Consider the following 26,382-nt stretch of genomic DNA (forward strand, 5'->3'; position numbering starts at 1 on the left):
TCACCTTCCGGAAGCACGCGTCTCGCGAATATTGGGAAGCACCATCGAAAACTGACTTAGAAATTCCGCCACTACTTTCTTATTTCTGGCCAATGCGATGCGAATAAGTCTCGCACCATCTTCTGGCCGTTCCCAGTAAAACTGTCGACAGGGCAGTACGTGAACTCCACGACTTGTCAAAAACTTGTACGCCTTCTCAGCCTGAAGCGAGGTCGGAAGCTGCAGCCTGCAGACACTGATACGGGCGTCGCAATCTGGGACCTTAATATCTTCGAAGCCGTCTAGGGCATCTACAATCATCTTCCGATTCTCAGCGATCAGCGCGTGCAATCTTTCGAAACCTCCTGCAGCTCCGTCAAGCGAGAATACTTCCACTAATTGCAAGAGAAACGGAGAAACAGTTAGCAGGACGTCACTGAGGCAATGGTGGACTTTCTCTCGAAAGCCCTCACTGACTGCAAGGAATCCAAGCTTTAACTCTTGGAGCGGCCACAACTTCCCCGTGTCTTCGACCAGCACGTACTCGACGCCTGTGCGCTCGAGCACCGCATAGTGATCAAACTGTGCACGAATATCGAATCCACGAAAGGACACATCAAGACACAGGACCTTCCCCTTGCGAAGGCAGTAGCAGCAAAGCCCTTCCAGAGCACTCTGAGTAAGTACCCATCCTGTTGGATTGTTCGGAGTCGTTATGAAGAGGCACGTTGCCTGCTTGTCGACCTCGTCGGAGAATCGAATCTCAGCAATTTCGCTCTCGCTCATGGACATGACCGGAACCACTTTGGAGAGAATGGCGTGGATGTTGTCGAACGTAGGATGCAGCATTGCGACACGATGGCCTCTTAGCGCGTTGGCTAGCACCATGGTAGCTACTGAAGAAGAGTACACGCTATAGACCCGGCCGGCCTGGACAGGTGCCATATGCTGCCCAAGAGCAGTAAGGAACGCGGTTTGCGCTTTGCGTTCAATCTCGGAGAAAATCTGCTGACGAGAAAACCAGAAAAGATCCGGAAATTGTGCGACCACATCACACTGTGATTTTGTCAAATCTTGGCGCGGGTGCCCGTCAGCGAGGTTGAGCTCCGCGCCGATCGCGCGCAGTTCGAGCTCGGTGAGATTGAGATCTGTTGTCATGTATACACTACTTATGCTCACCAAATCCAAAAACTAAGTGTCCTCTGGCAGGGCCGGACCAGCCCAGCTCGAGGCGGGACTCACTATGCGCCCTCCTCGGGCAATGTACTCAATCACATGTGCAGACCATCCGAGTGTTCGCGATGCTGCAAATACACAGGGGAAAAGTTCCGCCGCAATCCCGACCCCGCTCAATACGCCACCCGCAAAATAGTCCATGTTCGTAAAGTTTGGTCGGTCAGGATGTCTCCGGTTGAGCTCGCGCAGGACAACGTGTTCGACAGCAAGCGCCAATTCGTGATAAGCAGGGTTGGCAAGGCGGCAGACGTCAGCCAAAATTCTTGCTCGTGGGTCGTACTTGCGATACTCCCGATGGCCAAAGCCCATAATGCGCTCATTACGGGCGAATCTCTCAGCCACGAAAACCTCCGCGCGCTCCGGCGTACCCACTTGCTCGAGCATCCGCGTCGCCTCGGCAATCGCCCCACCATGCGCTGGTCCCTTCAGTGCACAAATTGCAGCGACGACGGAGGACCACAGATCGCTGCCCGTCGATCCAACAACTTGCGCCGTAAATGTAGAAGGGCTGAGCGCATGATCTGCAGTGACAACAAAATAGGCTTCTAGCCAACGAACCTCCGCCTCTTCGGGCTGTGTCCCGCGAAGCATATACATAAAATTCGCGACATGACCAAGTTCCGAGTGGGGAAGTACTGGAGTAAGACCAAGTCGTTGACGCTGGAACGCTGCAATTGCCGTTGCGGCTACTGCCGTAATCTGGAGGGCTTCGGACGGATTGATGTGTTTTGAGTTGCGCTCTGCTCCTTGAGCAGACAACACTGTACGCAACGCGTCCATCGGATCCGCTACCGGCGGCAGACCGGATAGGGCTAGGCGTGCTGATTTGCCTAAATGCCGCGCCTTAGCGAACTCCTCGCGAATTCGTGAAAGCTCCGAAGGATTTGGTGACCAGCCATAAAGCAGGAGAAATGCAACCTCTTCATAGCTCTTATTGACCAAAGACTCGATGGCATTGCCGCCGCGATAGATCAACCGACCATTTTCTCCATCGACGTGGCTGATTTCGGTCTCGGCGACGATGACGCCCTCAAGACCTGATCGGAACTCTGCGTTTGCTTTCATTTTTTCGCTCTATCTGCCGTTTGCAAGCAGAATTTGCCCGCCAGTAATCGTTTCTGAGAAGGAGAAGCGATATCCACGAATAATCTCAACTGGGCGAAGCAAACTCAGCTCGTCGTGCGGTGAATCAAAAAATTCAACTTCTGCAGCACCCGACCACACATTGCCAATCCGCTGATCCGTTGAGCCACCGGTTACCAATTCGTCAACTGGAAGTCTGTTCGGATCCCAAGCTGGGAAGCATCGCGAATGCACCAACGGAGCGAGCATGATGGGCGGTGGCTCGGCCTTTTCGGTGAGCGTTACACGTACTTCAGCTAGCCGTCGGTCGGTAGCAGCCAGGGTCCCTGAGAAACATGACCCCGGCCCCACGCCGGGCGAAGCGCGGCCAGAATCAAACGTGCGAGTGATTCCAATGCTTCCCATCTTCTTTGGGTATCCTTGAATTAGCCCACGAACGAGCGAAAAATCTCGGTCAACCCAACAAAAGGGGCATCGAACTACCGATTTCCCCTGCCAACGAGCCGATAAGGCAATATAAAACTCACGGTATTGGGATCGAACAGGGTCCAGAAGCTCAATGCCAGCGTCTGTGCAAGACTGCCAGTCCCCGAATATTGCTGCCGCTAAATCGGGGATCTCACCTTCCTCCAAGCCAGTTGGCAAAAACGCTTTGACTGCGTTCCGGTCCGCCCGGTACTCAACCAAAAGGACATCGCCGGAGAAGTGCCATGGCGGAGGGGGAACCAAGGACGAGCGCCCAGATGGGGATAACGGAAGCGTGTAGCCCGAGAGTTTCATGTCCATCATTTCCTCTAGAGTCACGCCTGCGGCGACAGTTAGTAAACGATTCTTGATCCTGAGGATATTCTCTGCTCGCGAGATTTACGAAGATCACGTGTGACGTTTAGTCTCAATAACCAACGGTCCTTCCCATCGTACCGAGCTCGAAACGCGTCGCGCCCATGTACCGCCCGATAGTTGTCTACGAAACAGATTTCACCAGGCTGCAGTGCATAACCTTTCAGCCCAGCAGCTACGCTACGATAGAGGGCTCCCATAGACTTTGCGGCTCTCACATCGCCGTCCAGGGGCTCCGAAAAGAACTGATCGAGCCGCATATAAGGCGAATCCGGATCGCCGAAGAGTAGCGGGACTGGATTGGAGTCAGCAATCATCTTCTCTATTGACGCCTTTGCTCTCGCAAGCAGCTGAAGCTGTTTTGCCCCCCCCTCTTTTGCGCTGTTCGCGTTTAGATGCGATTCGTCCGGCACGATTCGGAATCGAGGCTCATACAGCACGGCATCCTGCCGCACGTCGGGATGAAGGTCATGAACACAAGTGAACGTCGTCTTAGTGTTGCACGGATTGCGAAGGCACATTAATCCAACGTAGTCGGCGCGCAGTGGATGAAATGAATCCTCCGTGTGCCAAGTAAGAGTCTCGGCGCTACTTGATGCAAGTTGCTCCATTTCGTCACATGGCGTTGGCACGATAGTGTGCACTATGCGACCACCATGCTTGGTCGCCCATCCGAATGGTGAGCCAAGAAGGCACGCGCAAAGGATGAAGAACACTTCGGCAGACCGGGCGGTGTCTAAGGCGCCTCTCCAATCTGAGGGTGTCGTACCCAGCGCGTCATCGTCAATGGGAAATCCGCGCACCAAACAAATGCACGCCGGCTCTTCTAGCCGAAAGCGATTGAGTTCACTACGCAGACCTCGGGGCAGTTCCTGTGCATAAGTCTCAGTCATCCCCGGCAGCGTGTGATTCTTTTCGCTCGAGAAACTATGGACTAGCTCTTCGCAGAGCTGAACGGCTGCGTCACGTTCATCGCGCTCTAACTGAACTACGAAAAGGTGTGGCAACCGATCAATGCCCATCCCGTAACCTCCGCTCCGTTAAAGCCATAGACGTCATTTCTCTAAATTCGTTTTGCCGCGATCCGGCTGCCGAAACCCATATTCCACGATGTCATCTCTGACAAAAGAACACCCCCACCGTGGTAGAACCTAGAGTGCTATGATTCGCCAGCCGGTTTGCGCCGATATTGATTGGTGCAAAGCACCGGACGCACCATCCCCGATTCCCACTATTACACCTGGTACCCGCTGATGTGGAGCAATCGCAGCACTCACTGCCGCAGAGTTTGCCGAAGTTCGGTTCTCATAGCCGTCCGAAACGACCACAACCATCGGAGTGGCGCAGCCCTTGTACAACCATCGATTACGACAATGCAAAAGCGCTGTCGTAAGTCCTTCAAGTAGCGGGGTGCGGCCACGGGGACGCAGTCGCTGAACTAAGTCATTAATGGGCTCCGAGTATTTGCCAAACGGAATGGCCAAATGTGCGTTAACGCCTCCAGCTACGACCAGTGCGAGCCGATCACCGCGCCGGCTCTCCAAAAGAATGTGCCTTATCAGTTCGCGGGCTAGGTGAAAGGAGCCGTCCTTACCCATTGACCAAGACGCATCCAAAACAAAGACGCGTGCAATATTGGGACGGCCTTGTCGCGCTCGGCGCACTACATCGGATTCAAGTAGCTCTAGTGGCAGTAGCTTGGTGGCTAATGCACCACTTGATAGTAGGCGGAAAATGGCCGTGCGTACGGTAGCTAAGATTGCCAGGCAGCCAGGGATCCGCATAGGCAAGATTGAGGCAGCGGCTCCGCCAACTGCGCTACCCGAACATAGCGGCGCCAAATTGCTGGTGCGACCCATGCGCTCCAGCAGCCAAGGTCGGGTGGAAAGTCGAATTGCACTCGTAAGCCTGCTTATAGAACGGAGTTCCAAAACCAACGCGCGAACGGCGGGCAACTCGACTTCGGAGTGAATACTGCTCGTCGCATCGAAGCCTCCGCCAGGGTTGAATTGCTTCGAAGTGGTTCCTGAGTCATGTGACCCAGAAGGCTCACCGCTGAGGCCATCTTGAGGCCCATCGTCTGGGTCGCTGCTTTCGGCCTCATTCGCCGAGACTAGCGTTCGCCATGGCTCACCTGAGGATATTAGGAGCTTATCCAATGAGTCGAATGCATCATCCAACCCCAAACGTCTATTCACGGTTCGCAACACCTCGCGCGGATCCCGGCAGCGATGGGCCAACGCCAGGGCCGACGCTATGGCGACGTCATGGGAATTCACCTCGGTGCGTTGCGCCAGCGCAGCAATCGCCGCGGCTGAACGCAATATAACGATGTCTGCGCGGTGACTCTCCACGCCAAGCTCCGCAGTGATCGCCGCGACGCTTCTTAGCGTATCGGCTCGACGAAAGTTGACTTGTGGTAGCAATGCGCGAGCAGCTAATATCTGCTTCGATAGCACCGAATCAATCTCTCGGAGCCGGCGCGTGTTCGTGTCCCCGTCGGCGTCGAGTTGGCAGTTCATTATGTGCACTCGGAGTGTTACGTCCCTAACTCCCTCCACGTCAACACACAATCCAAAACGGTCGAGGATCTGTGGACGCAGGTGACCCTCACTTGGATTCATTGTCCCAATAAGAGAGAAGCTCGCCGGGTGGGACAACGAGAGGCCTTCCCGTTCGACGCGATGGACTCCGGAACTCGCCGCGTCTAGAAGCGCGTCAAGGAGATGGTCGGGGACAAGATTTACTTCGTCCAGGTACAGGAACCCGCGATGTGCTTGGGCGAGAAGTCCGGGTATTACTCGGCTTGTGCCATCTTTGAGAAGCGCTTGAAGGTCAACAGTTCCGAGCAGACGGTCCTCGGTCGTACCAATTGGCAATGTGATAAAGGGCGTCTTGCGCCACACCAACTCAAGCTTGCCTTCAGCGAACAGTTTCCTACAGGACTCGCAGGTGATCCCCGGATGCTCAGCATCGCAGTTATAGCTGCAACCGTCTACTGACCTAATCTCCGGCAGTAGGCGCTCGAAAGAGCGCACGGCCATTGACTTTCCGGTCCCGGGCGCACCGCGAACAAGCACCCCGCCGATGGCGGGCTCGATGCTGCTGATCAGTAACGCTGACTGTAATCTCAGTTGACCGACAATGGCACTAAACGGAATGCTGCGGCCCCGCGCACCCCCTCCCTCCATGCGATGTTCAGGCATTTCGTTCTATTTCGATCTATTTCGCGAACTGCTCCTTTGAACGAAGGATCGTCCGTCGGGCATGAGATCGGCGTCAGGAAGGGGCTCGCCTCTTTTTACGCCTTCAACATCAAAGTTTGAGCCCGGCTGTGAATGTGCGACAGCGAAGTCAAGGAATTCCTCTTCGTCAATCTCGAGGATTTCGATTACCTTATCAAGGCTTGCTGGACGACGCCCGTCACTTGATCTCCCGAGATTCAAAGCCTCTTCGCTTGACATTTTGCCCAGCCGTGCCTCAAGGGATCCGATTCGCGCGCCACGTCCATAGCCCTCTTTTATAAATCGAAGGTAGTCATGCGCACCAACCAGAAAGCAATCAAACTTTTCGTACTCGCGTCCGATCGGCACACCTTCCTGCGATGCCCCTTTCCAACCAAGCTCCTCCGCAATCACACTAGCTTGGCGCGCCTCGTCCCATAGTATGTAGTTACTAAGGAAAATGGCGCGAACGCCCGACGAGGAGATTTCGTCCATGGATGGGAACTCAAACGGCCTCAATGCGATTGGATCTAAGTCCGAAACGGCCTCGGCCATTCGATCAAAATTGATGGCAGTGACTAGTTCGTACCATTCTTGATTCACGACGTCTAGGTTGGACGGGTCGCGATACGTCCTGCCAGGATAGGCGTAGTATTCTTTCAAGCTGTGTGCATAAACGACTAATGGAATACCCCTCTCGATCGCTGTTCGAACGGGAAAGGCGGAAATCCCGGCAGTGCAGTGCCAGCATACTGTTCCCGCCAGACTCAGTCCGACTTGCATTAGTCGTTGCACAGTTCGAATCGGCGGCCGAAATGTCACTTGATCGACGCCAAGTTCATCGAGTACCCGGGCGCAGTTTTCCCACGCACTCTGTCGCAAAAATCTATTGTCGACTGTAATCGCTAAACAGCGAAGGCCAAGCACCCTTGTTAGATAGAAGAGAACATATGTGCCGTCTTTGCCTCCACCGAATGGCACTACTGCATCATAAGCGGCCTTACCTCGAACTCCTTCAACGAGATCGCGGAGTACGCGCTCCTGGGAATCCCAGTCAACTTTGCCGTTCTTGAATTCGTGGTGCCGGCATACAGAACAGATGCCATCGTTATCGAATTCAACACCGCGCCGAGTGCTTGGCAGGGCGCATCGTTTGCAGTAGGCGTTACTCATGAACTTGTTAACCCTCTCGGTGCACCTTGCGCAATTCGTTTCGTTCGTGATCCGGCGCGACTCAGAATATAGCGGCTTGAAACGGACTATTCCCCTTACACGTGCGCATCATTGGCCCCTTGGGTTGTAGTCCTTGTGGAGTCTGACATTCATCTTGAGGATACGCGGACAGTGTTTCTACCAGCCCCTCCCCCGCGGTGAAGTCTTCTACCTGATCCAGCCTCGTTGCCCAACGGTCTGCGTGCCTTGGATTGGTCTTCCAACTGGCCCAACAGTCTCACTCTGGAGGTCTGCGGCGACGACCTCCGGAAATCTCCTTACATCATGGTCGCCCGTGGCGGCGGCCGAGCCGGACCGAGCGCCGGGGTGTTTGGTAGGCAAGGTGCCGCACGACAGGAACAAGTTGTTGAAGGTGCTGGCCAAGGTCGGCACCGCGGATCAACTGCACGTCGCTTACGAGGCTGGTCCTACGGGCTTCGGGCTGCAGCGTGCCCTCGAGGCCAAGGGTTACCTTTGCGAGATGATAGCCGCGTCGCAGATTCCGCGACGACCCGGCGACCGGATCAAGACCGACTCACGCGACAGTGTCCAATTGGCCGAGTGCTCGCGCGCTGGCCAATTGAGCGCCGTGTGGATCCCCGATCCTGACGATGAAGCGTTCCGTGATTTGTCGCGTGCGCGTGAAGACGCGGTCCAGAGTCGCATGCAGGCCCGCCATCAACTCAAGGCCTTCGTGCTGCGCCATTACGTGCGCTACAAGGGCAAGACCTCCTGGTGCGGTGCCTACGACCGCTGGCTGGGGACACTGAACTTCGGCGCCGGCGCCGCCCAGACAGCGTTCACCGAATGGCAAGCCGTGACGGCAGCGGACGATCGCGTCGACCGCCTGACCGAATCACTGGAGGCCTCGATCGCTGGCTGGCGCTTCGAACCGGTGGTAGGTGCGGTGCAGGTCTTTGCGTGGCGTGGCCGCGATCACGGCGATTGGCCTGGTGGCCGAGATCGGCGACCGCGGGCGCTTTGCCCATCCGCGCAAGCTCATGGGGTATCTGGGACTGGTTCCATCTGAGAGTCCCAGCGGCGAGCGCACGAGCCGAGGCAGCATCACCAAGACAGGCAACGCGCGCACGGCGACTTCTGACCGAGGCTGCCTGGAACTATCGCTTCAAGGCACGCATCGGCAGACGGGCACAGGTGCGACAACAAGAGTTGTCCGAACCCATACGAAGAATGGGCATGACGGCGCAACTGCGGCTGACTCAGCGATTTGCAGCATTGAATGCGCGTGGCCTGCAAACCAACAAGGCCTGTGTCGCGGTCGCAAAAGAGCTGGCGGGCTTCGTCTGGGCGATCGGCATGCAGGCGCAGCGGGAGAACTGGAGGCAACCTAAAGAAGAAACCTCCGGGATCGATCTGGTGATGCGGCACGAGCAGCGATAGGGCAACCCTCGAGCCCGTTACCAGGGCACCGCAAGGATGATCCCCGACCTCAGAGCGAGGTAGGCCCGCGACGAATCGATGAAGTGCAGGTAACCAATCCGCGGATATTGAGCCTGATTCATCGTCGCTGCAAACGCTCGAGTCGCATCACCCCATCGATCCCAAAAACATGCCTGACCCCCTATAACCTGCAGTCGCTATTGACAGTGGCGACCATATGAGTCTAGGACGTGCGTCGCGGCACAGCCGAAACACCTACCAACGCACATGATGCCAACACCGCGCCATTGATGCCAGCGCATTCGTGTGTTGCGGCGATCCTGTGCGGGCGCCTGTGGCGCCTTTGGTCTTTGTTGTCCGTCCTTGACAGATCAGCTCAAGCGCTCTAAAAGCGCGTAAGAGGTGCTGAGTAGTACCGTTCGCGTAACCGACCGCCGGAGGCGACATGACAACATTGAACGAATCTATCCAAGCTCTGGTTAAAGCGCACGCGTTTAGCGTGCCTTCCGTTGGCGGCTATGTCGGTGCCGTAAGGTTTGTGGCGTCGAAGGACGCCAAGGCCTTCGCAAGCGACCTAACAAGAATTGTTGTGGCTCGAGCATCTTCAGAAAGCTAAGTTACCTGACGAAGAGTGGGGCGTAACAATGCACTCCGACCTGGCAAACTACCGTCGAGACGCGTTAACACCGACGCTGTGCAATGCGCTCCGCCACGACTATTACAAAAGCGCGTGGCATGATGCGCTCGAGCAGGGTTCCGCTGAAATAGTCGATGACCCGATGCGCTTTCTGAGTAGGTTGCCGCCGTTAGGCAAAGGGACACTTCAGACAGGTCTACCGCCGCTACTCGAGAAGAATGAAAAGATCGCGTTTGCGATACACACGACAGGCTCCACAGGCCCGGTTACTTACAGATATCGAAGCGACGCTGAGCTTCGAGAGATTGCAGGATTCTTCCAGCAAGTCGCCGAGACCATTAGAGGCGATAGGCGGCGCCCATTGGTATATATGCTTTATGGTCCCTATCATGGTAGGGATTTGTCCGGATTAGGGGGCTTTTTCCCCCAGGCTGCTCCTTATTACTTCAGTGGCGCAGTTTGGGACGACATTTTTATACGCCAAGGAATTGAACTGCTGCGAAAGCGATTTGACGTTCCAGGTCTTGACGATCGAATTAGCCAAGTACATGGCGCCGTTAGGTTGCTGCGCGTCTTCACTCAGTGCATGATTGACGCTGGAGTGCGTGCAACTGAGACAGGTGTAGAGACACTTGTATCGTTCGCTGGCTATTTGGCCTCTGAGTCTCGTAACTTCCTTCAGCGCTACTGGGGTGTAATGCCGCTGGAAATTTTTTCCTTCTCTGAAGTAATGGGCGGCGCATCAAAGTGTCCAATGTGTGGCGCGCTAAATTTTGACCCGCACTTGCTGCCGGAGGTGCTGTCCTTCACGTCTGCGCAAGCGGTCGATGAAGGCGTAGGACGACTAGTTGTAACTGAGCTTTTGCCGTTTGGAAGATCGCAGCCGCTCATTCGCTACTATAATGGCGATATTGTCCAACGTGTTAAGTCGTTGTGCCCTGTCTGTGATCAGACCGATCGAATTATTCATCTCGGTCGCGATAATGAAAGTATTATTTTGTCTGAGTCCGACAATCGCGAGGTTATCATTGGCTCAAACCAACTTCGCGAAATTGCGTATTGTTCTGAAATTGCGCGTACTGCCGAGTACCCTCACCTTCGAGCGCTGAAGGACCGCACAACGCACGTTGGAGCGCCTTTCGTTGCTTGCGAAACTATTGCAGGCATGAATGGCGGGAAGACCGAAGTACGCTTACGATTCAGGCCGCGCCAGATTGGCGGAAGTCGAAGCAATTTGGAAGACGAGGTACGTCAACGAAGCATGCAGATTGCACCAGGCCTAGGAGCGGCAGTGGAATCCGGTAAAGTTGACTTCCGCACTCATGCGGATGATTCTCTTGATTCGGTGCTCTGGAAGTAGACCTGATTCAGCCGGAGCGCGTGCCGGCTGAGTTTGATCCTATTGTGTTGAGGCCACAGGATTTTCTACTTTCCAAACATTCATTGTGGCTCTCAGTAGGCAGCTTCAATCGAGCGAGATGAGTGCTCGCTCGAACGTTGTCATTCCGAACGTTGGCCGGTACTCGCATAAGATCGTTTCGAAGCTTGGAATTAGATTGCTGAACACTTCGATTGCGCGAGCAATGGCGCGAGTCGCAATGGACGACCCAATACACGCGTGCGCACCGAATCCGAACGCCAAATGCTGCGACGAATGTGGCCACCTCCAAGGATCAAAAGTCGAGGGATTCGCATAAATTGAGGCGTCATGATTGGCAGTCAAAAGTTGAAGCTTTACAAAGTCATTCTGAGAAACATGTAAACCGTCCACAACGAAGTCGGAAGCTGCTCGTCGTGCAGCTATGTGAAAAGGTGTTGAAAAGCGGAGGCACTCATCGACTATCGACGGAACAAAGTCGGGGTTGCTCGCGATCGCTTGCAGCCTTTTGTCGCAGCCGATAGCGAGTATGGCCGTAGCCAAGCCGACCGCTACAGGCCGGTATGTGCCTGTCAAAATTTGCAGTTGTACAGCGATCAACTCGTCGTTGTCCAGCGAAGGACTCGGCCGTCGAGATTGCGTTGAGAGCTCGGAACCCATACGCAGGCTTCCGAAGCGACGAATAGCTTCCGCGGCGCTTGCAGCAGCGATTTCCGTGCCGTCAACTTTCGAAATAAAAGCCAGCACCTCTTCGCCTATGAGAAATGCTGCTTCTCGATCTTCCGGATGTATTCCTAGGATCTCGCCTGCAAGATGTCTTGCGTATGGGAGGGCCAAATCTGAATACACATCGACATTCGCCGAATTGCGTTCTGCTATAGATCTTGCGATCTCATCCGCCATACGGATCATTTCTGCGTCGATCGCTCTCCGAGATACCGCCTTCCATGCTGCAGCAAGGCGCCGACGCCGATGTTCTAGTCCTTCAGAGTACAGAGGCCATTTTCCGACGAGATCGAACATCCGCCCATCAGACTGCAGAAGTGCGTCCTTTGGTTCCTTCGTTGAAGTCAATCGTTCATCGCACAACAGTTGTCGAACAAGGCAGTAGTCGCCGACCGTCCGACGAGCCCGCCCATCCCTAGAAGCAGTTTCGGAGGGCATCGCGCCTGCCGGATAGATCGCGAAGGGAGTAGGCAACACTGGCGAGAGCCGCTTGCTGTGGGCTGACGGGAAATTCATCTTCACATAGCAGCGAGGGAATGCTGCAGTTTGCCTGCGTTTGGGCTCGACATCAGACGATTATCGAGGGTAATAAATGGTGGCGAAAGGGCGGTCAACTCGCCGAAAGTTCGAGGTTCGACATGAATGAAATCCGGGAATTCAGATCGTCCAGAGGCATCCAGATCGAGGACGTCTTCGGGGCGGCCGATGCGCTGCTGGCCGAGGGGCTGCGGCCCACCATCGAGCGCGTGCGACTCAAGATCGGGCGAGGCTCGCCGAACACCGTGAGCCCGATGCTGGAGAAATGGTTTTCTTCGCTCGGACAACGGATTGCGGGCGGAACGAATCCTGCGGCCAATCTGGCGGCGGGCAACGACGCGGACGGCGTGCCGGTGAGCGTACGCAACGCGACCAGGCTGCTCTGGGAGACGGCGCGGCGAGAAGCCGATGATGTTCAGCGACAGGAACTGGAAGGCGCCCGGGCACAGCTCGAGGAAGCGGGCAATGTGCTGACGGTGGGCCAGGCCGACCTTGCGCAGCGAGAAGCGGCATTTGAACAAGCCCGGGCGAGCCTGGACGCGGCGCTGGCCTCCTCGCAGCAGGCGCGCGAGACGCTGGAGCGACAACTGGCCGAACAGACGGCCGAGATCGCACGGCTGCGGGCCGCTTCGGAGCAGGAGATCGCCCGGCTCAACGCCCTCCTCCAGGAGTCTCATGCCAGCAAGGAAGTGCTGCGGCAGGAGCAAGCGGCGGCGCTGGCTGCCCGCGACACGGACTGTAAGCAAGAGCGCGACCGTCACGCAGCCCAGGAGCGCCACTTACATGAGGAAGTCGACCGGGCGCGACAAGGTTCGAAGCAACTGGAAGCCGGACTGGCCAGGGAACAGCAACAGCGCCTGCGCAGTGAGGAGGCCGCGGCCCAGACGCTGGAGGCTGGCCGACGGATGCTGCGCGAGACGCAGCAGGCCGCCCAGCACGTCGAGCGCGAGCTTCGCGATCAACTCACCCACCAGCCAGCCTGCTCGCACAAGCGAAGGCGGAGGATGCGGCCTCGGCGCAGCGGCTGGACGACCTTGAACGTCAGTTGGGCGAAGAAAAGAAGGCGCACGAGGGTACGCGCGCGCTGCTGGCCGGCGCCCTCGCGACCGAGCTCAAAGAGGACTCGCGCAAGCGCGGAGTTGGACCCAAAGTCAGGCGGCCCAAGGGGTAGCGACGGGGCGATTACGGCCTCTTGAAACGCGTTCACTTTCGGTTGGCGCGCAGGGCGAGACTTCATGCAGGCAATCGAACCGGTGGTCAGATCCATTGAATGGGCGGCCTCAAATCTGAAGTGCAACACCTCATCGCATAAGGTGTGCACATGAATGAACGAACCAGGTACCAGCAGCTTCAACCCGAGGACCGGATCACGATAGCAAGCATGCGTCAGCAGTCTTTGAGCATGCGGGCCATGGCCCGCATGCTCGGGCGCTCCGCGTCCACGATCAGCAGGGAACTGGAGCGCAACACGCTGGGCGAGTTGCCCTACGCCTCGCACTCGGCTCAAGCCTGCAGCCAGGGGCGTCGCCAGGCCGCGCGTGCGCCGCGCAAACTCGACATGCAGGGCGTGGGCTAAGATCGTGCTGACCTTGCTGGATTGGCGCTGGTCGCCCCAGCAGATCGCGGGTACCCTGAAGCGTGCCTTCCCCAACGAGCCCGAGCGCCACGTGTCCCACGAAACCATCTACAACGCCATCTACGCGCAGCCGCGAGGCGAACTGCGACGCCAGCTCGTCGCCTGTCTGCGCCGCGGCCACAGCACGCGCATGCCCGCACCCGGGGCGATGATCGCCGTGGCCAGATCCCGGACATGGTCAGCATCCATGTGCGCCCGCCCGAGGTGAACGACCGAGTCATGCCGGGGCACTGGGAGGGCGACTTCATCAAAGGCGCAGGTAACAAGTCCTCGGTGGGCGTGCTGGTCGAGCGCACGAGCCGGTTGGTGCTGCTCGCCAAGATGGACGACGCGACCGCCGCCTCGGCGCTTGCGGGCTTTTCTGCCAAGCTGAACTCGATTGCCGAGCCCATGCGTCAGAGCCTGACCTACGACCAGGGCAAGGAGATGTCGCGTCATGCGGATCTCGCTGCACAGACGGGCGTCAAGGTGTACTTTTGCGACCCGCACAGCCCCTGGCAACGCGGCACTTGCGAGAACACGAACGGCCTGCTGCGTCAGTACATGCCCAAGGGCACGGACCTGAGCCTGTTCAGTCAAGACGAGCTCGACGGAATTGCCGGCAGCATGAACAACAGGCCTCGCGCCACGCACGCGTGGCACACGCCGCTTGAGGTGTTCGCGCAGACGGGGCTCCCCCCTCCTCCTCTTCGCCTGGGTGTCGAGTGGACGGTGGCGCTCGGCGGTGTCCGAAGCGGTGTTCGAGAACCTGCACCGCGGCGATGAAGGAACCTATCTGTACACGCTGGCCAGCTCGAAGACAATGGGAAGGTTCGTGCCGAGGAGTGTGAAGCCCTCGTGTCATCTTAAAAGTATGCTGAAAGCGGTAGACCACTAGCCACGGCGACTGAAAAAGAACACATTGTTCGCAGCATATTCGGCTGGAATCCGGTCATAGGAGAAGAACAATGAGGAAACTCGTCTTCAGATGCCGATGGGTGGTGTGGATGCTGCTTTGTGGAGCGGCGTCAAGCCACGCTGACCTGAACGACAGGTGCGGCTGCAATGCAGGGCTTGCACGTCAAGTATTTTCTTCCACTTCTCAGTCGACACTCGAACTCGCCTTCTTAGAGCAAGTCGACGAAACCCAATTCGAGAAGCTTAAAAAGGAAGCGTCGGGCGAAGGCAACTACTTCTACGTGATCTCGGGATCTGCCAACTACAAGGAGTTTCAGACGAAGTTGGCGACTCTCAAGCGGCAAACCAGGTTTGATCTCAAGTCGGCGCAGTCGCAGGCCCTCTTGTTCAGCAAGGTCGATACCAAAGACTGGCTTACGTGTAAGACGCAGTGCATTGCGAAGGACACTGGTTTTTTTTGTGACGTCTCCGATCTCACCATCAAGACGGTTGTTGTGAGTTGCAGTTGGCGCCCGCAGGGAACGGCGAAGCGATCCACGGTGCACGTTGTGGCCGACACAGTAGCAGAGCCGCCCAGACCAATCGATCCCAATACAATCGCAACGTGGCAGTTTCACAGAGACCCCGAGCGACCGATGCTGGTCACACTGTCTCTTCAGGGTGGAGACAGCACGACTCTTCGAGTAGAAGCCATACCAAAGATTGAGGACGTGAAGGTCCAACTGACCGGTGCCACGACTACTGCGACCGCGACTGGAAGAAATCCTCATGCAATCGCGTCGCCCTCAAACTCCGGCAGCGCGCTGGTTGGGGGCGGCTGCGCAGTGTCAGACGCGCAGACAGGGTCGCCTCATGCGCTCGTCATGGTGACGTCCCAACCCACTGGCACTGGTTGGGAATGCAAGGGCTCGGACCCGCCAGGCTTGCCGGTCGCCGGCTGGGCGCGTGCGACGGCAGTTGAGGTGGGGATTGCAACCTCAAGACCATCGGTACGTCTCGCATGCATCTCGACTTCCCAGGCCAGTGCTGTTGTTAGGGAGCCGACAGCAACAGTCAGCCTCAGTCCAACACAGATCAGCGATGGATTTGTCATCGTGTCCGGTGGCTGTGCAACTGCACACGCAGGATTTGGAGCGGCTCACGCCGGGGCCCTAGTCAATGCTGTTCCCGCCAACGGCCTGACCGAATGGACGTGTAAGGTCGTTGATCAACCCAATGTCCCGATCGTCACTCAGGTCACAGCGAGCCTCCGGGCTTGCCGGATCGAAGACAGTTCTCCTACGCCCCTTGCGCCGCTTCCGAGGCTACAAAGCCAGACCTTCGACGGTAAAAAAATCTCCGGAATGTATCCGACTTCTACTGTGCAAGTGGACTCCGGTTGGACGTTGACGGGGGGAGGCTGCAGTCTGGGGTATGCCAACAATGGTGCACCGCATGCCGAGTCCTATGTCGCTGGCGAACCTACGCCACATGGCTGGAAATGCTCGGGCGCTGATCCGCCCGGAACACCAAACAGCGCCTTCGTCGCGCCGGTAGCGATCGGGGTGCGGATCGGTCCGTAGGTTTTTCGTGCAAAGTCTCCGGCCAAGGTCACGTGCACGTGCCGGGGGCGAGAGCCTGTCTTGAATTTTGTGTGCGAGGCATGACGATCAGGAGCGAGAAGGCGGCGATCTCGTCCGAGGGGTAACCGCAACTTTGATGAAAACTGACACCTTTGCCCTCAGAAAACCCAGAGCTGCGGCGCGCCGCATTCAGAGTTGTTGCTGCGCGATCAGAGTGAGCGACCCTGCTTCGCCTGCTTCGCCTGCTTCGCCTGCATCGTTGCGAACTGTTCCACCGTCAATTCACCCCTTGACGGTGCGCACGCCCCGGATGTACGACACTTCGGCCGGAAGATGGGCGGCTTCTCGAACATCTTCGCGTCATGCTTCACGATCGCGCCTGTGGGGGCGAGCTGGTGGACGGTTGTGTCGTCGGCATGCAGGACCTGGCTCAAGCCGTTAGCTGACTACAACACCATCAGCAGCCTGGAACTCGACGCCCTGTCGAATCCTGCAGCTGCTGGTCTACGCTGGTTGGCGCCATCCGGGACGATCCATGGGCAGCGCGCGACTCGAGGCCGGAGCTCGTCTGCAAACCATCGACCGGCCTCGCCGTTTTGGATATCCTGTGCCCACACGCTTTGCATTCTCGCAAGATGCCAACAAGTAACGACCGCAAAGAAGATTCCGAATGCGCCTCTGCTGCGAGCGCATTGGCCTTCGATCGTGAGAAGTGGGAGGCAAGCCGGGAAACAGAAAAGCGAGATTACAGTTTGCGCGAGCGGGAACAAGACTTCAAAGAAGCGGAAGCAAAGCGCTCACGTCTGACCAATCCCCTTGTGATTGCAGTTGTAGGAGGCCTGCTCACGGCTATCGCAAACATCTATTCGACGCGCACCACGTCGGCAAATCAACAAGATATCGAACGGAATAAACTGTCGCAAGAGCGCCAACTTGCCAGCCAAAAGGCCGAAGAAGAACGAATACTTGATGCAATGAAGCTAGCGGGCTGCGATCAGATTAAGGATCGACTAACTGCGCTTATCCATGTTGGGCTGATAAGTGATCTTAATCGCAGGGCGAGTGTCGCTCAATACGTGAGCACTTTGAGCTGTGCGAACCCAATTCCTCCGCAACCGCCGTCGACGTCCCCACCTTTTGAGCTGAGTTCAGATTGGCTCGGCGGTGGCCACAATCAAGGTGAGCTTTGCCAAGCGCTGAGGTCACAAGCGCTCGCGCGCTATCCAAACAGAGTAATTATTCAATTGTCATCCCGCGAGGAGAGCAAAAAAGATTGGCTGGGTCATGTCGAATACAGATATTTTTGTACGTTCCAGCCCCAATAAGTCATACGCGACCGGCTATTCGAGTCGACAAACTGCGTCCTTGAATCTCGGGTCCTGAGTTGACAGCCTACGTTCCCACGTAGATAAACGTGGAAACATGATGTCAAATCTTGAAGATTGGCAGCTCGGCTGTTAACCGGCCGCAAGCGCGACGGGCGCTCCGTATGTGACGAACAGGCCAGGGCCGAGTTGGTTGCCGAGTGTGGCAAGCCGGAGTGCCGCCACGGGTGCACGCTGGCACCGCGTGGACACCGGCGTGGGGAAGCCTCGGTGTGACGACCTGCGCTTTTTGCTTGGCGTCTTGTGGTTGCTTTTAAGGGGTGATCGTCCCTTCCGTGCGCTTTGTCACGGGGGGCGGGTGAAAACGCCCTGAAATCAGCAACTTGCATTCGGATGTCTTGCGCGAGAACCGCTTTACGCAAGTCGCTGATCCATAACGGTACTTTTGCCCTGACCGTGACAATCCGCACGGAAAGGACGTTCACCCCGGGCAGGGACACGGCGGCGATCCTGCCCACGGTGACCGTGTTTGAGCGCACATCACCAACCTCGTGGAGGTCAGGCGAAGGGTGCGAATACTCGTCTAGCCTTGCGGCACCTTGCCCGATAAGCTCGCTGCCCAATATCAATGCGGGCATAAGCCACGCCGACTTCGCGAGGAGGCGATGGAGAATTTCGACGTATTCCTCAGCTACCACTGGCGCGACCATGCGGCGGTGGAGGCGTTGGCACAGCGTCTGCGCGGCGCGGGGCTGCATGTCTTCCTTGATCGTTGGTACCTGACGCCGGGCACGAGCTGGGTGCGCTCCCTGGAGGACACCTTGTCCTACTGCCGCGCGGTGGCCATCTGCACCGGGAGCGAGATGGGATCCTGGCAGCCTGGCAGCAACGCGAGGCTGATGCGGCGCTGGACCGCCAAGTAAGGGACGGCCGCGACGGCAAGGTCTTTCCCGTCATCCCGGTGCTGCTCCCAGGTGCCGAGGCACCGCTGGGCTTCCTGCGCCAGAACACCTGGGTCGATCTGCGCGAGCGCGCCGACGATGCGCGGCGTCTTGCGATCCTGGCCAAGGCCATCTGCGGGGAGCCTCCGGGGCCGGAACTACAGGAGGCCGTTGCCCAGTCGATGGCACTCGTCTGCCCTTACCGTGGCCTGAACTACTTCCGCGAGGAGGACGCAGCCTGCTTCTTCGGACGTGAGGCGGCCACCACCCAGTTGGTCGAGGCGGTGGGCCGCCATAGGCTAGTCGCCGTCGTAGGTGCGTCCGGCAGTGGCAAGTCGTCGGTGGTGCGCGCCGGGCTGGTGCCGGCGCTTCGCGGACGACGCGAGTACGCCTGGGAGATCGTCACGCTGGTTCCCAACGATCGGCCGTTGTACAACCTGTCGGCCGCTCTGCTGCCCCTGCTTGAGCCCGGGATGAGCGAAGTCGCGCGATTGGGCGAGATCCAGCGTCTGGCTGACCAGATCCAGACCGGTAGCACCCGGCTGCGTGACGTGGTCCAGCGCGTGCTGGCCTTGCAGCCGGGCACGCAGCGCCTGCTGCTGGTGGTGGACCAGTGGGAAGAGCTCTTCACGCTGACCGAGAACGCTGAGCAACGCCAGTGCTTCATCGACAACCTGCTGGAAGCCACGCAGACCTCGGCGCTGAATGTGGTGCTGACGCTGCGCGGCGACTACTTCGGCCGCGCGGTGACCAGCCAGCGCGAACTCTCGGACCGGCTGCAGGGCGCCCAGGTCAACCTCGGGCCGATGACGGAGGAAGAACTGCGCTGCGCCATCGTCGAGCCGGCCAAGCGAGCTGGGCTCGAGTTCGAGACGAACTTGGTGGAGCTGATCCTCGAGCACGCGGTGGGCGAGCCGGGCCACCTGCCGCTGCTGGAGTTCGTGCTGCGCGAGCTGTGGGAGCAGCGCCAGGGTCGCGTGATGCACTGCACGGCCTACGACGCCATCGGGCAGCTCGAAGGCGCCATTGCGAAGCGCGCCGACGCGCTCTACGACGATCTGACGCGGAGCGACCCCCAGGCCGAGCGACGCATCCGCTCGATCGTGCTGCGGCTCGTGCGCCCCGGGGAAGGCGAACTGGACACGCGGCGCCGAGCGTTGCTGGAGGACTTCGACGCGCCAACGACCAAGCTGGTTGAGCAACTGGCGCAGGCGCGGTTGCTGGTCAACTCGGCCAATGTTGGCAGTCAATCGCCAACCGTCGAAGTCGCGCACGAAGCGTTGATCGCCCACTGGGCACGGCTGCGCGAATGGGTGAGCGCCGACCGGCAGTTCATGACTTGGCGCCAGCGCCTAGACGACGAGGCCGCGGAGTGGGAGCGCAAGCAACGCAAGGCCGGCCGTGTCTGTCCGGTCTTCCCCGTCGCTTGACGACGGAGAAGCGGCGTGACAGTCAGATGTCGATGACCCGCCGCAGGTGTCCGTAGGACACGCTCCAGGAGGCCTCTCCCGTGTCGATGGTGGCGGTCTTGGGGTTGCTGCGGGTGATGACGCCGACGTGCGTCTGCAAATGACGATCGGTGAAGGAGACCTTGTCGCCGCGCGCGAAGTCAGCGCGTGTGGGTCTCGGGGCAGCAGGAGGCGTGGGTTGCGCCGGCGGTGTTGCGGGGCCCGGTTGCGGTGCGGACTGCGGCGGCTCGATCGCTGCGTAGGGCAACTTCCACTGCACGCGCTGCTGCGTGTCATGCAACGTCACCTGCGCATCGCGCATCTCGATGATGCGCCCCTCGCGCATCGTGTCACGGCGGCCATCGTAGAAACGCACGACCTGTCCGAGGTGCAGATCACGGCGCACGGCCACGATGCGCCGCGGGTCCGTCATCAGTCGCTCCACGAGCGCGCTGAGTTGGTACAACTCGAGGCTCGTCGCCTGGTTCAGCGCGTCGATCAGCGTGGCGTCCTGCATCGGCGGTGTGCGTGCATTCATGCCGGCCTCCAGTTCATCGGCAGCAACTCCTCCAGTCGATCCTGGCGATGGCCGTTGATGCGCTGGAGCACGTCGCGCAGGTACGCGTAGGGCTCCACGCCGTTGAGCCGTGCCGTCTCGATGAGGCTAAAGGCGACGGCCGCCGCGCGCCCGCCGCGCTCGGAGCCCGCGAAGAGCCAGTTCTTCCTCTCATGATCATTTATGCATGAGAGGAATAATGCGAACTGCGGTCTTATGCGAACTCGTCGTCGTTCATCTTGCGCACAACGAGGCGTGGCAAGGCTCGCGGCGCTGTGAGCGAGGTCTGGACTTCTCATAAGAGCGGGCGTCTCCTGCTGTGGCAACCCCACTTCAGGAGACCTCCATGTTTGCGTTCGAGTCCATTCATCCACTGCCGGCCGCTTGGCTTCGCGACAGCGATCTCGCGCCATTCGTATCTGCTTACGTGCATCGGTTGGTCGACCGGCACTACGCAGCCGGCACGGTGCGGGCGTACGTGTACGGCGTGGCGCATTTTGCGCACTGGGCGCGTCACTGCCGCCTTGATGTCCGGGACCTTGACAATGAGATCGTTAAGCGTTTCGTTGACGAACACCTGCCGCGCTGCACCTGCCCATCGCCGGTTCAGCGCTGCCGTCATCAGGTCCGAGCTGCGCTTTACCAGTTGCTGGTTGCTCTGGTCGATGTCGGCGTTCTGATCAGCAATCGCCGACGCGACGCGATTGAAGATCAGCTTGCTCGCTTCGATGCCCACATGCAGCAGGCAAGGGGCCTGGCTGAGACCACGCGGATTCGACGGCTGAGCGCCGTTCGATCCCTGCTGCAATTCTGCATGGCCGGCGACTCCGACGCGGACGCGATGGCCACGCCAAGCGCCGATGAACTGAGGCGATTCATCGCGCAGGAACTCTCGCGCATCAGTCCGGCCAGCGCTGGCTCGCTTGCGGGCGCGCTGCGCGGCTACCTACGCTTCTTGGCGCTCAGCGGCGCTCGTGTAAGTCACCTGCTACCCATCATCGCTACGCCAGCCAATTGGAGGCTGGCGCCGCTGCCGCAAACGCTCTCCCCGGGCGAGGTCGAGCGGCTGCTGGACGCCTTCCCGCCGGAGCTACCGTCGCACTTGCGTGGCTACGCCATGGTGCGCTGCCTGATAGATCTCGGCCTGCGCGAGCGCGAAGTCGTCAGTCTGGAACTCGACGATATTGACTGGGAGGCCGGCACGCTGCGCATTGGCAAGGGCAAGTCGCGCCGCGTGGACGTGATGCCGCAGACCACGGGGCGTGCCATTGCCGCGTACCTTCGCTCGGAGCGGCCAACCACCGTCAACCGGCGCGTCTTCGTTCGTCACGTGGCGCCGCTGGACGAGCCGATCCGGCCGGACGTGGTTCGCAACACGGTGCGGAAGGCATATCTGCGCTGCGGGCTGCCGTATACGCGCGTGCACATCCTGCGCCATACGCTGGCGCGCCGGCTGCTGGAGACCGGCGGCACGCTCAAAGAAGTGGCCGATATGCTGCGTCACCGTTCACTCGACACCTCGATGATCTACGCCAAGGTTGACATCGGCCGGCTGGCCGCCGTGGCGATGCCTTGGCCGGGGAGCATGACATGAACCGCAGCCACACGATGCAGGCCGCCGTGCAGCGTTATCTTGAGGAACGCCGACGGCTGGGCTTCGCGATGAAGAGCCCGAGCACAGAGTTGATGCGATTCGCGCGCTTTGCAGACACCAGAGGACTCCGAGGGCCGCTGACTCTCGAGCTGCAACTGGACTGGGCCCGCGAACATGTTGCGCGAACCGGCCCCTTCACGGCAGCGCGCAGGCTTGAGATCCTCCGACCCTTCGCGGCCCACTACCGGCAATTCGAGCCCGCCACCGAGGTGCCGCCGCCGTTCATCCTAGGCCGAGGCCATCGACGGCTCGCCCCTCATATCTACACCGACCAGGAGATCGCTGATCTACTGGAGATGGCCGGCAGAATGACGCCGCAAGGCGGCTTGCGGCCGTTGACCTACAAGACGTTGTTCGGGCTCATTGCCGCCACTGGCCTCCGAATCTCCGAAGCCTTGAAGTTGCAGGTCGCGGACGTCGACTTGGCCGGCGCGACGCTCACGGTGCGCCAGACGAAGTTCCACAAATCGCGCTGCTTGCCCCTGCACGCCACTGTCGTGCAGGCCTTGTCCGCCTACCTCTGTGCACGCCTCCGGTTCGTCGACTGCGCGGGCGCCTCGCCCGTCTTCGCCATCCCGACAGGCCGCGCGCTGCCGTTGCGCACGGTGCACCACGTATTCGCCCGGCTGCGCGATCAATTGGGGTGGCGTGCTCGCGGCGAGCATGCCCGGCCGCGCATCCATGACCTGCGCCACACAATGGTGGTCCGGCGCGTTCAACTCTGGCATGAATATGGCGCGTCGATCGACCACGCGATGTTCTGGCTATGCACCTACATGGGCCACGCCAAGATCTCGGACACGTATTGGTACCTCAGCGGCACGCCAGAGCTGATGGAGTGGGTTGGCGCGCGGTTCGAGTGCTTCGTGCTGGAGGGGGCGTGTCGTGAATAAGCCACTCTCGCCCAGCTTCGCGTCGCTGGTGCAGGAGTTCTTCACGGACTACATGACGCGGCAGCGCTCGCTCAGCCCTGAGACTGTCGCCTCCTACCGTGACAGCTTCGTGCTGCTGCTGCGATTTGCCGAGCAGACCCTGGGCAAGCCGGCCTCTGCTATGGAGGTGTCGGATCTCCAGCCGAAGTTCATCGCCAACTTCTTGGACCACTTGGAGCGCGACCGGGGCAACTCGCCGCGCAGCCGCAACATCCGCTTGGCGGCACTGCGTTCGTTCCTCAAGTTCGCCGCCCGGCGCGACATCGCCAACCTGAGCATCATCGAGCAGGCTCTGGCGGTGCCCATGAAACGCTTCGATCGCAAGATGGTGGGCTTCCTGACCCGCGATCAGATGCTGGCGGTGATCGACGTTCCAACCGCAACTTGGCTGGGTCAACGCGATCACCTTCTGCTCACGCTGATGTTCAACACCGGCGCCAGAGTGTCAGAGATCATCGGCGTAAGGGTGGCAGACGTGGTCATCGGCTCAACGTCATGCGTCCGACTGCACGGCAAGGGCCGCAAGCAACGCTCGCTGCCGTTGTGGAAAGCAACCGCACGCGAGGTGCGTGACTGGTTGCGTTTGAATCCACAACTGGAGGCAAGCTCAGCACTGCTGCCGCGGCGTGACGGCGAACCGATGACGCGGGCCAACGTCACGCAGCGGCTCCAGCGCGCCGTCGCGGCGGCCGCGACCACGCACCCTGAACTCCACAAGCTCGCGGTATCTCCTCACATCGTTCGCCACTCGACCGCGATGAGTCTGCTGCAGGCGGGCACACATGCCACCGACATCGCGCTGTGGCTCGGACACGAGAGCCCATCAACGACCCACATGTACGTCGAAGCCGACCTCGCGATGAAGGAGCGAACTCTCACTCGGCTGAAGCCGCCCGCGGTCAAGTCGGCTCGCTATCGGCCGCCAAAGGGACTGATGCAGTTCCTGAAGTCGCTGTGATCATGCGAAGCGCCAGCGACGCAGTCGAGGCCTTGCGCCGAGGGAAGACTCGCTCGGCCTCGGTGCGAGTTCGCATAAGACCGCAGTTCGCATTATTCCTCGACAGGGCAACTGGCTTCATTGCACGCTCGCTGATGTTGTTGTCCGCCTCCAGGATGCCGTGCTCGATGAAGGTGTTCAGCGCCGCCCAGTTGCTCAGGGCATAGCCGAACGCCTCGCCCAGCAGCAGCGCGTGCAGTGGAAGTTGCCCTACGCAGCGATCGAGCCGCCGCAGTCCGCACCGCAACCGGGCCCGGCAACGCCGCCGACATCGCCCACGCCTCCTGCTGCCCCTAGACCCACGCGCGCTGACTTCGCGCGCGGCGACAAGGTCTCCTTCACCGACCGCCATCTGCAGACGCACGTTGGCGTCATCACCCGCAGCAACCCCAAGACCGCCACCATCGACACGGGCGAGGCCTCCTGGAGCGTGTCCTACGGACACTTGCGACGGGTCATCGACATCTGACTGTCATGCCCGCTTCTCCGCCGTCAAGCGACGGGGAAGACCGGACAGACACGGCGCGACGCTCGATCGCATGCGCCACAACGCCTATTGCCTGGTGCTCGACGGCAACAGCTACCGGGCCCCGCGTCAACTGCAGGCGGTCATCCGCCAGCGTCTTGCCAGTGAGGCCAAAACCGCTCAAGCTTGAGACCTTCGATGGTGTCCTTCGACCTTGTTGCAGCCGGCTCCAATATGCCGAAAACAGGTGGCTCCACTACGCCGGAAGGTGACACCTGGTCAGGACATAGTTGAGGTAGGCCCACGGGTCGTTCCCATGGAGCTTGCCCGCCTGGACCAGGCTCAGCACGATCGCGGCACGCTGGCCGGCGAGTGCGCTGCTGATCGAGCGATTAACGGCACAAGTGGTTCTGGGCAATGCCTTCTTTTACTACCGAGTTATCGACGCAAACCAAGTGCATCTGCCTTGGATTGGTGAGGTACCAGATAGCTTTCGTCCAGGGCTGACGACAAAATCTGCCAAGCCGCGAAGGAACAAGGCCACTGTTACAGCGGGCTTGCCCCAACGCATTCTCAACCGAGAGGGCACGGACCACAAAATGCGGTGCCGCGCAAGGAGAGCAAGCATGCGAGCTCGATACTTTATTGGCGGCTTGGTGACCAGCCTGTGCCTCCAGAGCGCCGGCTTTGCCCAAGCCGAGACGTTTCAGTTGTGCATCAGGGGGGCGTCCTTCGACCCAGGACGGGAATTCCTTCAGACCCGACAGCTGAAATTGCAAGTAGACGGTCCTCCCCCGGGTGACATGCTGCTTTCATTGGCCGGGCGAGCAGTGCGCCAGAAGCTATGGCCTCATCTAGAACTCGACCAGGTCCAAGTCGCCCTCTTCGACGACCAACTGTGCGGCCACGAGCCCACTGCGCTGCTTGAGCTAACCGTCAACGCAGAGGAACTGGCCAATATTGGCAAAGAGAGTGGCCGCGGACCGACTGAGCAGCCGCAGCTCAATGCCGTGGCTCAGCGCGCGGCAGCGCAAGCCGCACCGCCTCGTCAGGCACCTGCGGGCACTCCTAGTAGCGCCCAACGCCACGACTGGATCCAACTTTACTACGCCACCAATCGCCAACCCACCGGGGAAACGCAGGCTGCCCAAGCCTTTGGCTCAGTAGCCGACTCTGATATTCACTTCGGTGCGATCCAAGTGTCCATCCCCGCCGACCATCGCATGGCCAATCTCGAATCTCCCTCGCTGCTACGGCTGGAGTGGCGCGCCAATCCCGAACACCACGTGACGCTGGGCGAAACCTATCGGAGCATGCAAATAGACGAATGGCGCATTGAACTCGCTCGTCAAGCCGGACCTTTTGGAAACACTGGTGTATTGCTGTTTGTACATGGCTACAACAACAGCTTTCAAGAGGCCGCCAAGCGCGCGGGCCAGTTGGCCTATGACCTTGCCTTCCCCGGCCCCGTGGTTCTGTTCAGTTGGCCGTCGGATGGGGACCCTTTGGCCTACGTGCGAGACGAGCAGAAAGCATTGACGGCGTGGCGCCAGACGGCGCGAGTGCTTGACGAACTAAGCCGCCTCGCCCCCAATGTGAAAGTCAATGTAGTAGCGCACAGCATGGGTAACCGGGTCTTCACTCAAGGAATGAGCGAGTTGTTGAAACTGCGCCCTGGCGCCGATGCAGCTTTCGCGCAAATCGTCTTGGCTTCA

Annotated in this window: 22 protein-coding genes and 3 pseudogenes; 13 read left to right on the plus strand and 12 right to left on the minus strand. The window is 59.2% G+C overall.

Annotation, left to right across the window (positions count from 1 at the left end; translation table 11 throughout):
• The 6 genes from HCU76_RS32185 to HCU76_RS32210 form a co-directional block, all read right to left on the minus strand.
• The gene (locus tag HCU76_RS32185) at positions 1-1,137 is read right to left on the minus strand and encodes an aminotransferase class I/II-fold pyridoxal phosphate-dependent enzyme (protein WP_213956679.1); all 1,137 of its coding nucleotides are present in this window, start codon (positions 1,135-1,137) and stop codon (positions 1-3) included.
• Between the two features lie 33 nt (positions 1,138-1,170).
• Entirely contained in the window at positions 1,171-2,280 is a 1,110-nt protein-coding gene (locus HCU76_RS32190; RefSeq protein WP_213956680.1) for a citrate/2-methylcitrate synthase, read from the minus strand.
• A gap of 9 nt (positions 2,281-2,289) precedes the next feature.
• Positions 2,290-3,087 (minus strand): acetoacetate decarboxylase family protein, encoded by a 798-nt coding sequence (locus HCU76_RS37365; RefSeq protein WP_371319941.1) that lies wholly within the window; start codon positions 3,085-3,087, stop codon positions 2,290-2,292.
• A 29-nt stretch (positions 3,088-3,116) separates the two neighbouring features.
• A complete protein-coding gene (gntD, locus tag HCU76_RS37370) occupies positions 3,117-4,160 on the minus strand; it encodes a guanitoxin biosynthesis L-enduracididine beta-hydroxylase GntD (protein ID WP_213956682.1) in 1,044 nt (347 codons plus the stop codon).
• A gap of 129 nt (positions 4,161-4,289) precedes the next feature.
• Positions 4,290-6,344 carry an ATP-binding protein gene (locus HCU76_RS37375; protein WP_213956683.1) on the minus strand — a complete coding sequence of 685 codons (2,055 nt, stop codon included), beginning with the start codon at positions 6,342-6,344 and terminating at the stop codon, positions 4,290-4,292.
• A 6-nt stretch (positions 6,345-6,350) separates the two neighbouring features.
• Positions 6,351-7,535, minus strand: a complete 1,185-nt coding sequence (locus HCU76_RS32210; protein ID WP_213956684.1) for an N-acetyl sugar amidotransferase — start codon at positions 7,533-7,535, stop codon at positions 6,351-6,353.
• Positions 7,536-7,869: 334 nt separating this feature from the next.
• On the opposite strand from HCU76_RS32210, the pseudogene HCU76_RS32215 reads away from it, so the two are divergent.
• Positions 7,870-8,975 (plus strand): annotated as a pseudogene (locus HCU76_RS32215) (IS110 family transposase).
• Positions 8,976-9,619: 644 nt separating this feature from the next.
• Complete coding sequence (locus HCU76_RS32220) at positions 9,620-10,972, plus strand: hypothetical protein (RefSeq protein ID WP_213956685.1); 1,353 nt, start codon at positions 9,620-9,622, stop codon at positions 10,970-10,972.
• Positions 10,973-11,077: 105 nt separating this feature from the next.
• Here the strand turns inward: HCU76_RS32220 and HCU76_RS32225 are convergent, their stop codons facing one another.
• On the minus strand, positions 11,078-12,013 hold the full coding sequence (locus tag HCU76_RS32225; protein WP_218511541.1) for a cytochrome P450: 936 nt from the start codon (positions 12,011-12,013) through the stop codon (positions 11,078-11,080).
• Positions 12,014-12,252: 239 nt separating this feature from the next.
• Between HCU76_RS32225 and HCU76_RS32230 the strand changes: the two genes are divergently transcribed.
• The 3 genes and pseudogenes from HCU76_RS32230 to HCU76_RS32240 all read left to right on the plus strand — a co-directional run bounded on the left by HCU76_RS32230 (position 12,253) and on the right by HCU76_RS32240 (position 16,348).
• On the plus strand, positions 12,253-13,449 hold the full coding sequence (locus HCU76_RS32230; RefSeq protein WP_213956687.1) for a DNA-binding protein: 1,197 nt from the start codon (positions 12,253-12,255) through the stop codon (positions 13,447-13,449).
• Between the two features lie 125 nt (positions 13,450-13,574).
• Positions 13,575-14,654: pseudogene (locus HCU76_RS32235) on the plus strand (IS30 family transposase).
• A 182-nt stretch (positions 14,655-14,836) separates the two neighbouring features.
• Entirely contained in the window at positions 14,837-16,348 is a 1,512-nt protein-coding gene (locus tag HCU76_RS32240; RefSeq protein WP_213956688.1) for a hypothetical protein, read from the plus strand.
• 209 nt (positions 16,349-16,557) lie between these two features.
• On the opposite strand, the gene HCU76_RS32245 is transcribed toward HCU76_RS32240, so the two are convergent.
• Positions 16,558-16,782, minus strand: a complete 225-nt coding sequence (locus HCU76_RS32245) for a hypothetical protein (RefSeq protein WP_213956689.1) — start codon at positions 16,780-16,782, stop codon at positions 16,558-16,560.
• 201 nt (positions 16,783-16,983) lie between these two features.
• Here HCU76_RS32245 and HCU76_RS32250 point away from each other — a divergent pair, with 201 nt between their 5' ends.
• The 3 genes from HCU76_RS32250 (at position 16,984) to HCU76_RS32260 (ending at position 20,044) form a co-directional block, all read left to right on the plus strand.
• Complete coding sequence (locus tag HCU76_RS32250) at positions 16,984-17,673, plus strand: hypothetical protein (protein ID WP_213956690.1); 690 nt, start codon at positions 16,984-16,986, stop codon at positions 17,671-17,673.
• A gap of 665 nt (positions 17,674-18,338) precedes the next feature.
• Positions 18,339-18,596, plus strand: a complete 258-nt coding sequence (locus tag HCU76_RS32255) for a toll/interleukin-1 receptor domain-containing protein (protein ID WP_213956691.1) — start codon at positions 18,339-18,341, stop codon at positions 18,594-18,596.
• A 38-nt stretch (positions 18,597-18,634) separates the two neighbouring features.
• The gene (locus HCU76_RS32260; protein WP_213956692.1) at positions 18,635-20,044 is read left to right on the plus strand and encodes an ATP-binding protein; all 1,410 of its coding nucleotides are present in this window, start codon (positions 18,635-18,637) and stop codon (positions 20,042-20,044) included.
• A 22-nt stretch (positions 20,045-20,066) separates the two neighbouring features.
• On the opposite strand, the gene HCU76_RS32265 is transcribed toward HCU76_RS32260, so the two are convergent.
• Together HCU76_RS32265 and HCU76_RS36970 are read right to left on the minus strand one after the other, a co-directional pair.
• Positions 20,067-20,600, minus strand: a complete 534-nt coding sequence (locus tag HCU76_RS32265; RefSeq protein ID WP_256354632.1) for a hypothetical protein — start codon at positions 20,598-20,600, stop codon at positions 20,067-20,069.
• A pseudogene (locus HCU76_RS36970) lies at positions 20,597-20,788 on the minus strand (transposase domain-containing protein); the annotation flags it as partial. The pseudogene HCU76_RS36970 and the gene HCU76_RS32265, both read right to left, overlap by 4 nt.
• 176 nt (positions 20,789-20,964) lie before the next feature.
• Between HCU76_RS36970 and HCU76_RS32275 the strand changes: the two are divergent.
• From HCU76_RS32275 to HCU76_RS32285, 3 genes are read left to right on the plus strand one after another with little or no spacing between them, the layout of a single operon-like run.
• Complete coding sequence (locus HCU76_RS32275; RefSeq protein WP_213956694.1) at positions 20,965-22,212, plus strand: tyrosine-type recombinase/integrase; 1,248 nt, start codon at positions 20,965-20,967, stop codon at positions 22,210-22,212.
• Positions 22,209-23,165 carry a tyrosine-type recombinase/integrase gene (locus HCU76_RS32280; protein WP_213956695.1) on the plus strand — a complete coding sequence of 319 codons (957 nt, stop codon included), beginning with the start codon at positions 22,209-22,211 and terminating at the stop codon, positions 23,163-23,165. Before HCU76_RS32275 ends, HCU76_RS32280 begins: the two co-directional genes overlap by 4 nt.
• Positions 23,158-24,162 (plus strand): tyrosine-type recombinase/integrase, encoded by a 1,005-nt coding sequence (locus HCU76_RS32285; RefSeq protein ID WP_213956696.1) that lies wholly within the window; start codon positions 23,158-23,160, stop codon positions 24,160-24,162. Before HCU76_RS32280 ends, HCU76_RS32285 begins: the two co-directional genes overlap by 8 nt.
• Here HCU76_RS32285 and HCU76_RS37380 read toward each other — a convergent pair.
• A complete protein-coding gene (locus HCU76_RS37380) occupies positions 24,104-24,448 on the minus strand; it encodes a transposase (protein ID WP_371319942.1) in 345 nt (114 codons plus the stop codon). The genes HCU76_RS32285 and HCU76_RS37380 overlap by 59 nt on opposite strands.
• Here HCU76_RS37380 and HCU76_RS36975 point away from each other — a divergent pair.
• Complete coding sequence (locus HCU76_RS36975; RefSeq protein ID WP_256354634.1) at positions 24,395-24,670, plus strand: hypothetical protein; 276 nt, start codon at positions 24,395-24,397, stop codon at positions 24,668-24,670. The genes HCU76_RS37380 and HCU76_RS36975 overlap by 54 nt on opposite strands.
• 253 nt (positions 24,671-24,923) lie before the next feature.
• Here the strand turns inward: HCU76_RS36975 and HCU76_RS37385 are convergent, their stop codons facing one another.
• Positions 24,924-25,085, minus strand: coding sequence for a hypothetical protein (locus HCU76_RS37385; RefSeq protein ID WP_213956698.1), 162 nt, complete (start codon positions 25,083-25,085; stop codon positions 24,924-24,926).
• Positions 25,086-25,293: 208 nt separating this feature from the next.
• Between HCU76_RS37385 and HCU76_RS32305 the strand changes: the two genes are divergently transcribed.
• Positions 25,294-26,382: alpha/beta hydrolase (locus HCU76_RS32305; protein ID WP_218511542.1), on the plus strand; the 1,089-nt coding region annotated here is incomplete at its 3' end.

Source organism: Variovorax sp. dw_308 (assembly GCF_019207085.1).
Taxonomy (GTDB): Bacteria; Pseudomonadota; Gammaproteobacteria; order Burkholderiales; family Burkholderiaceae_C; genus Variovorax.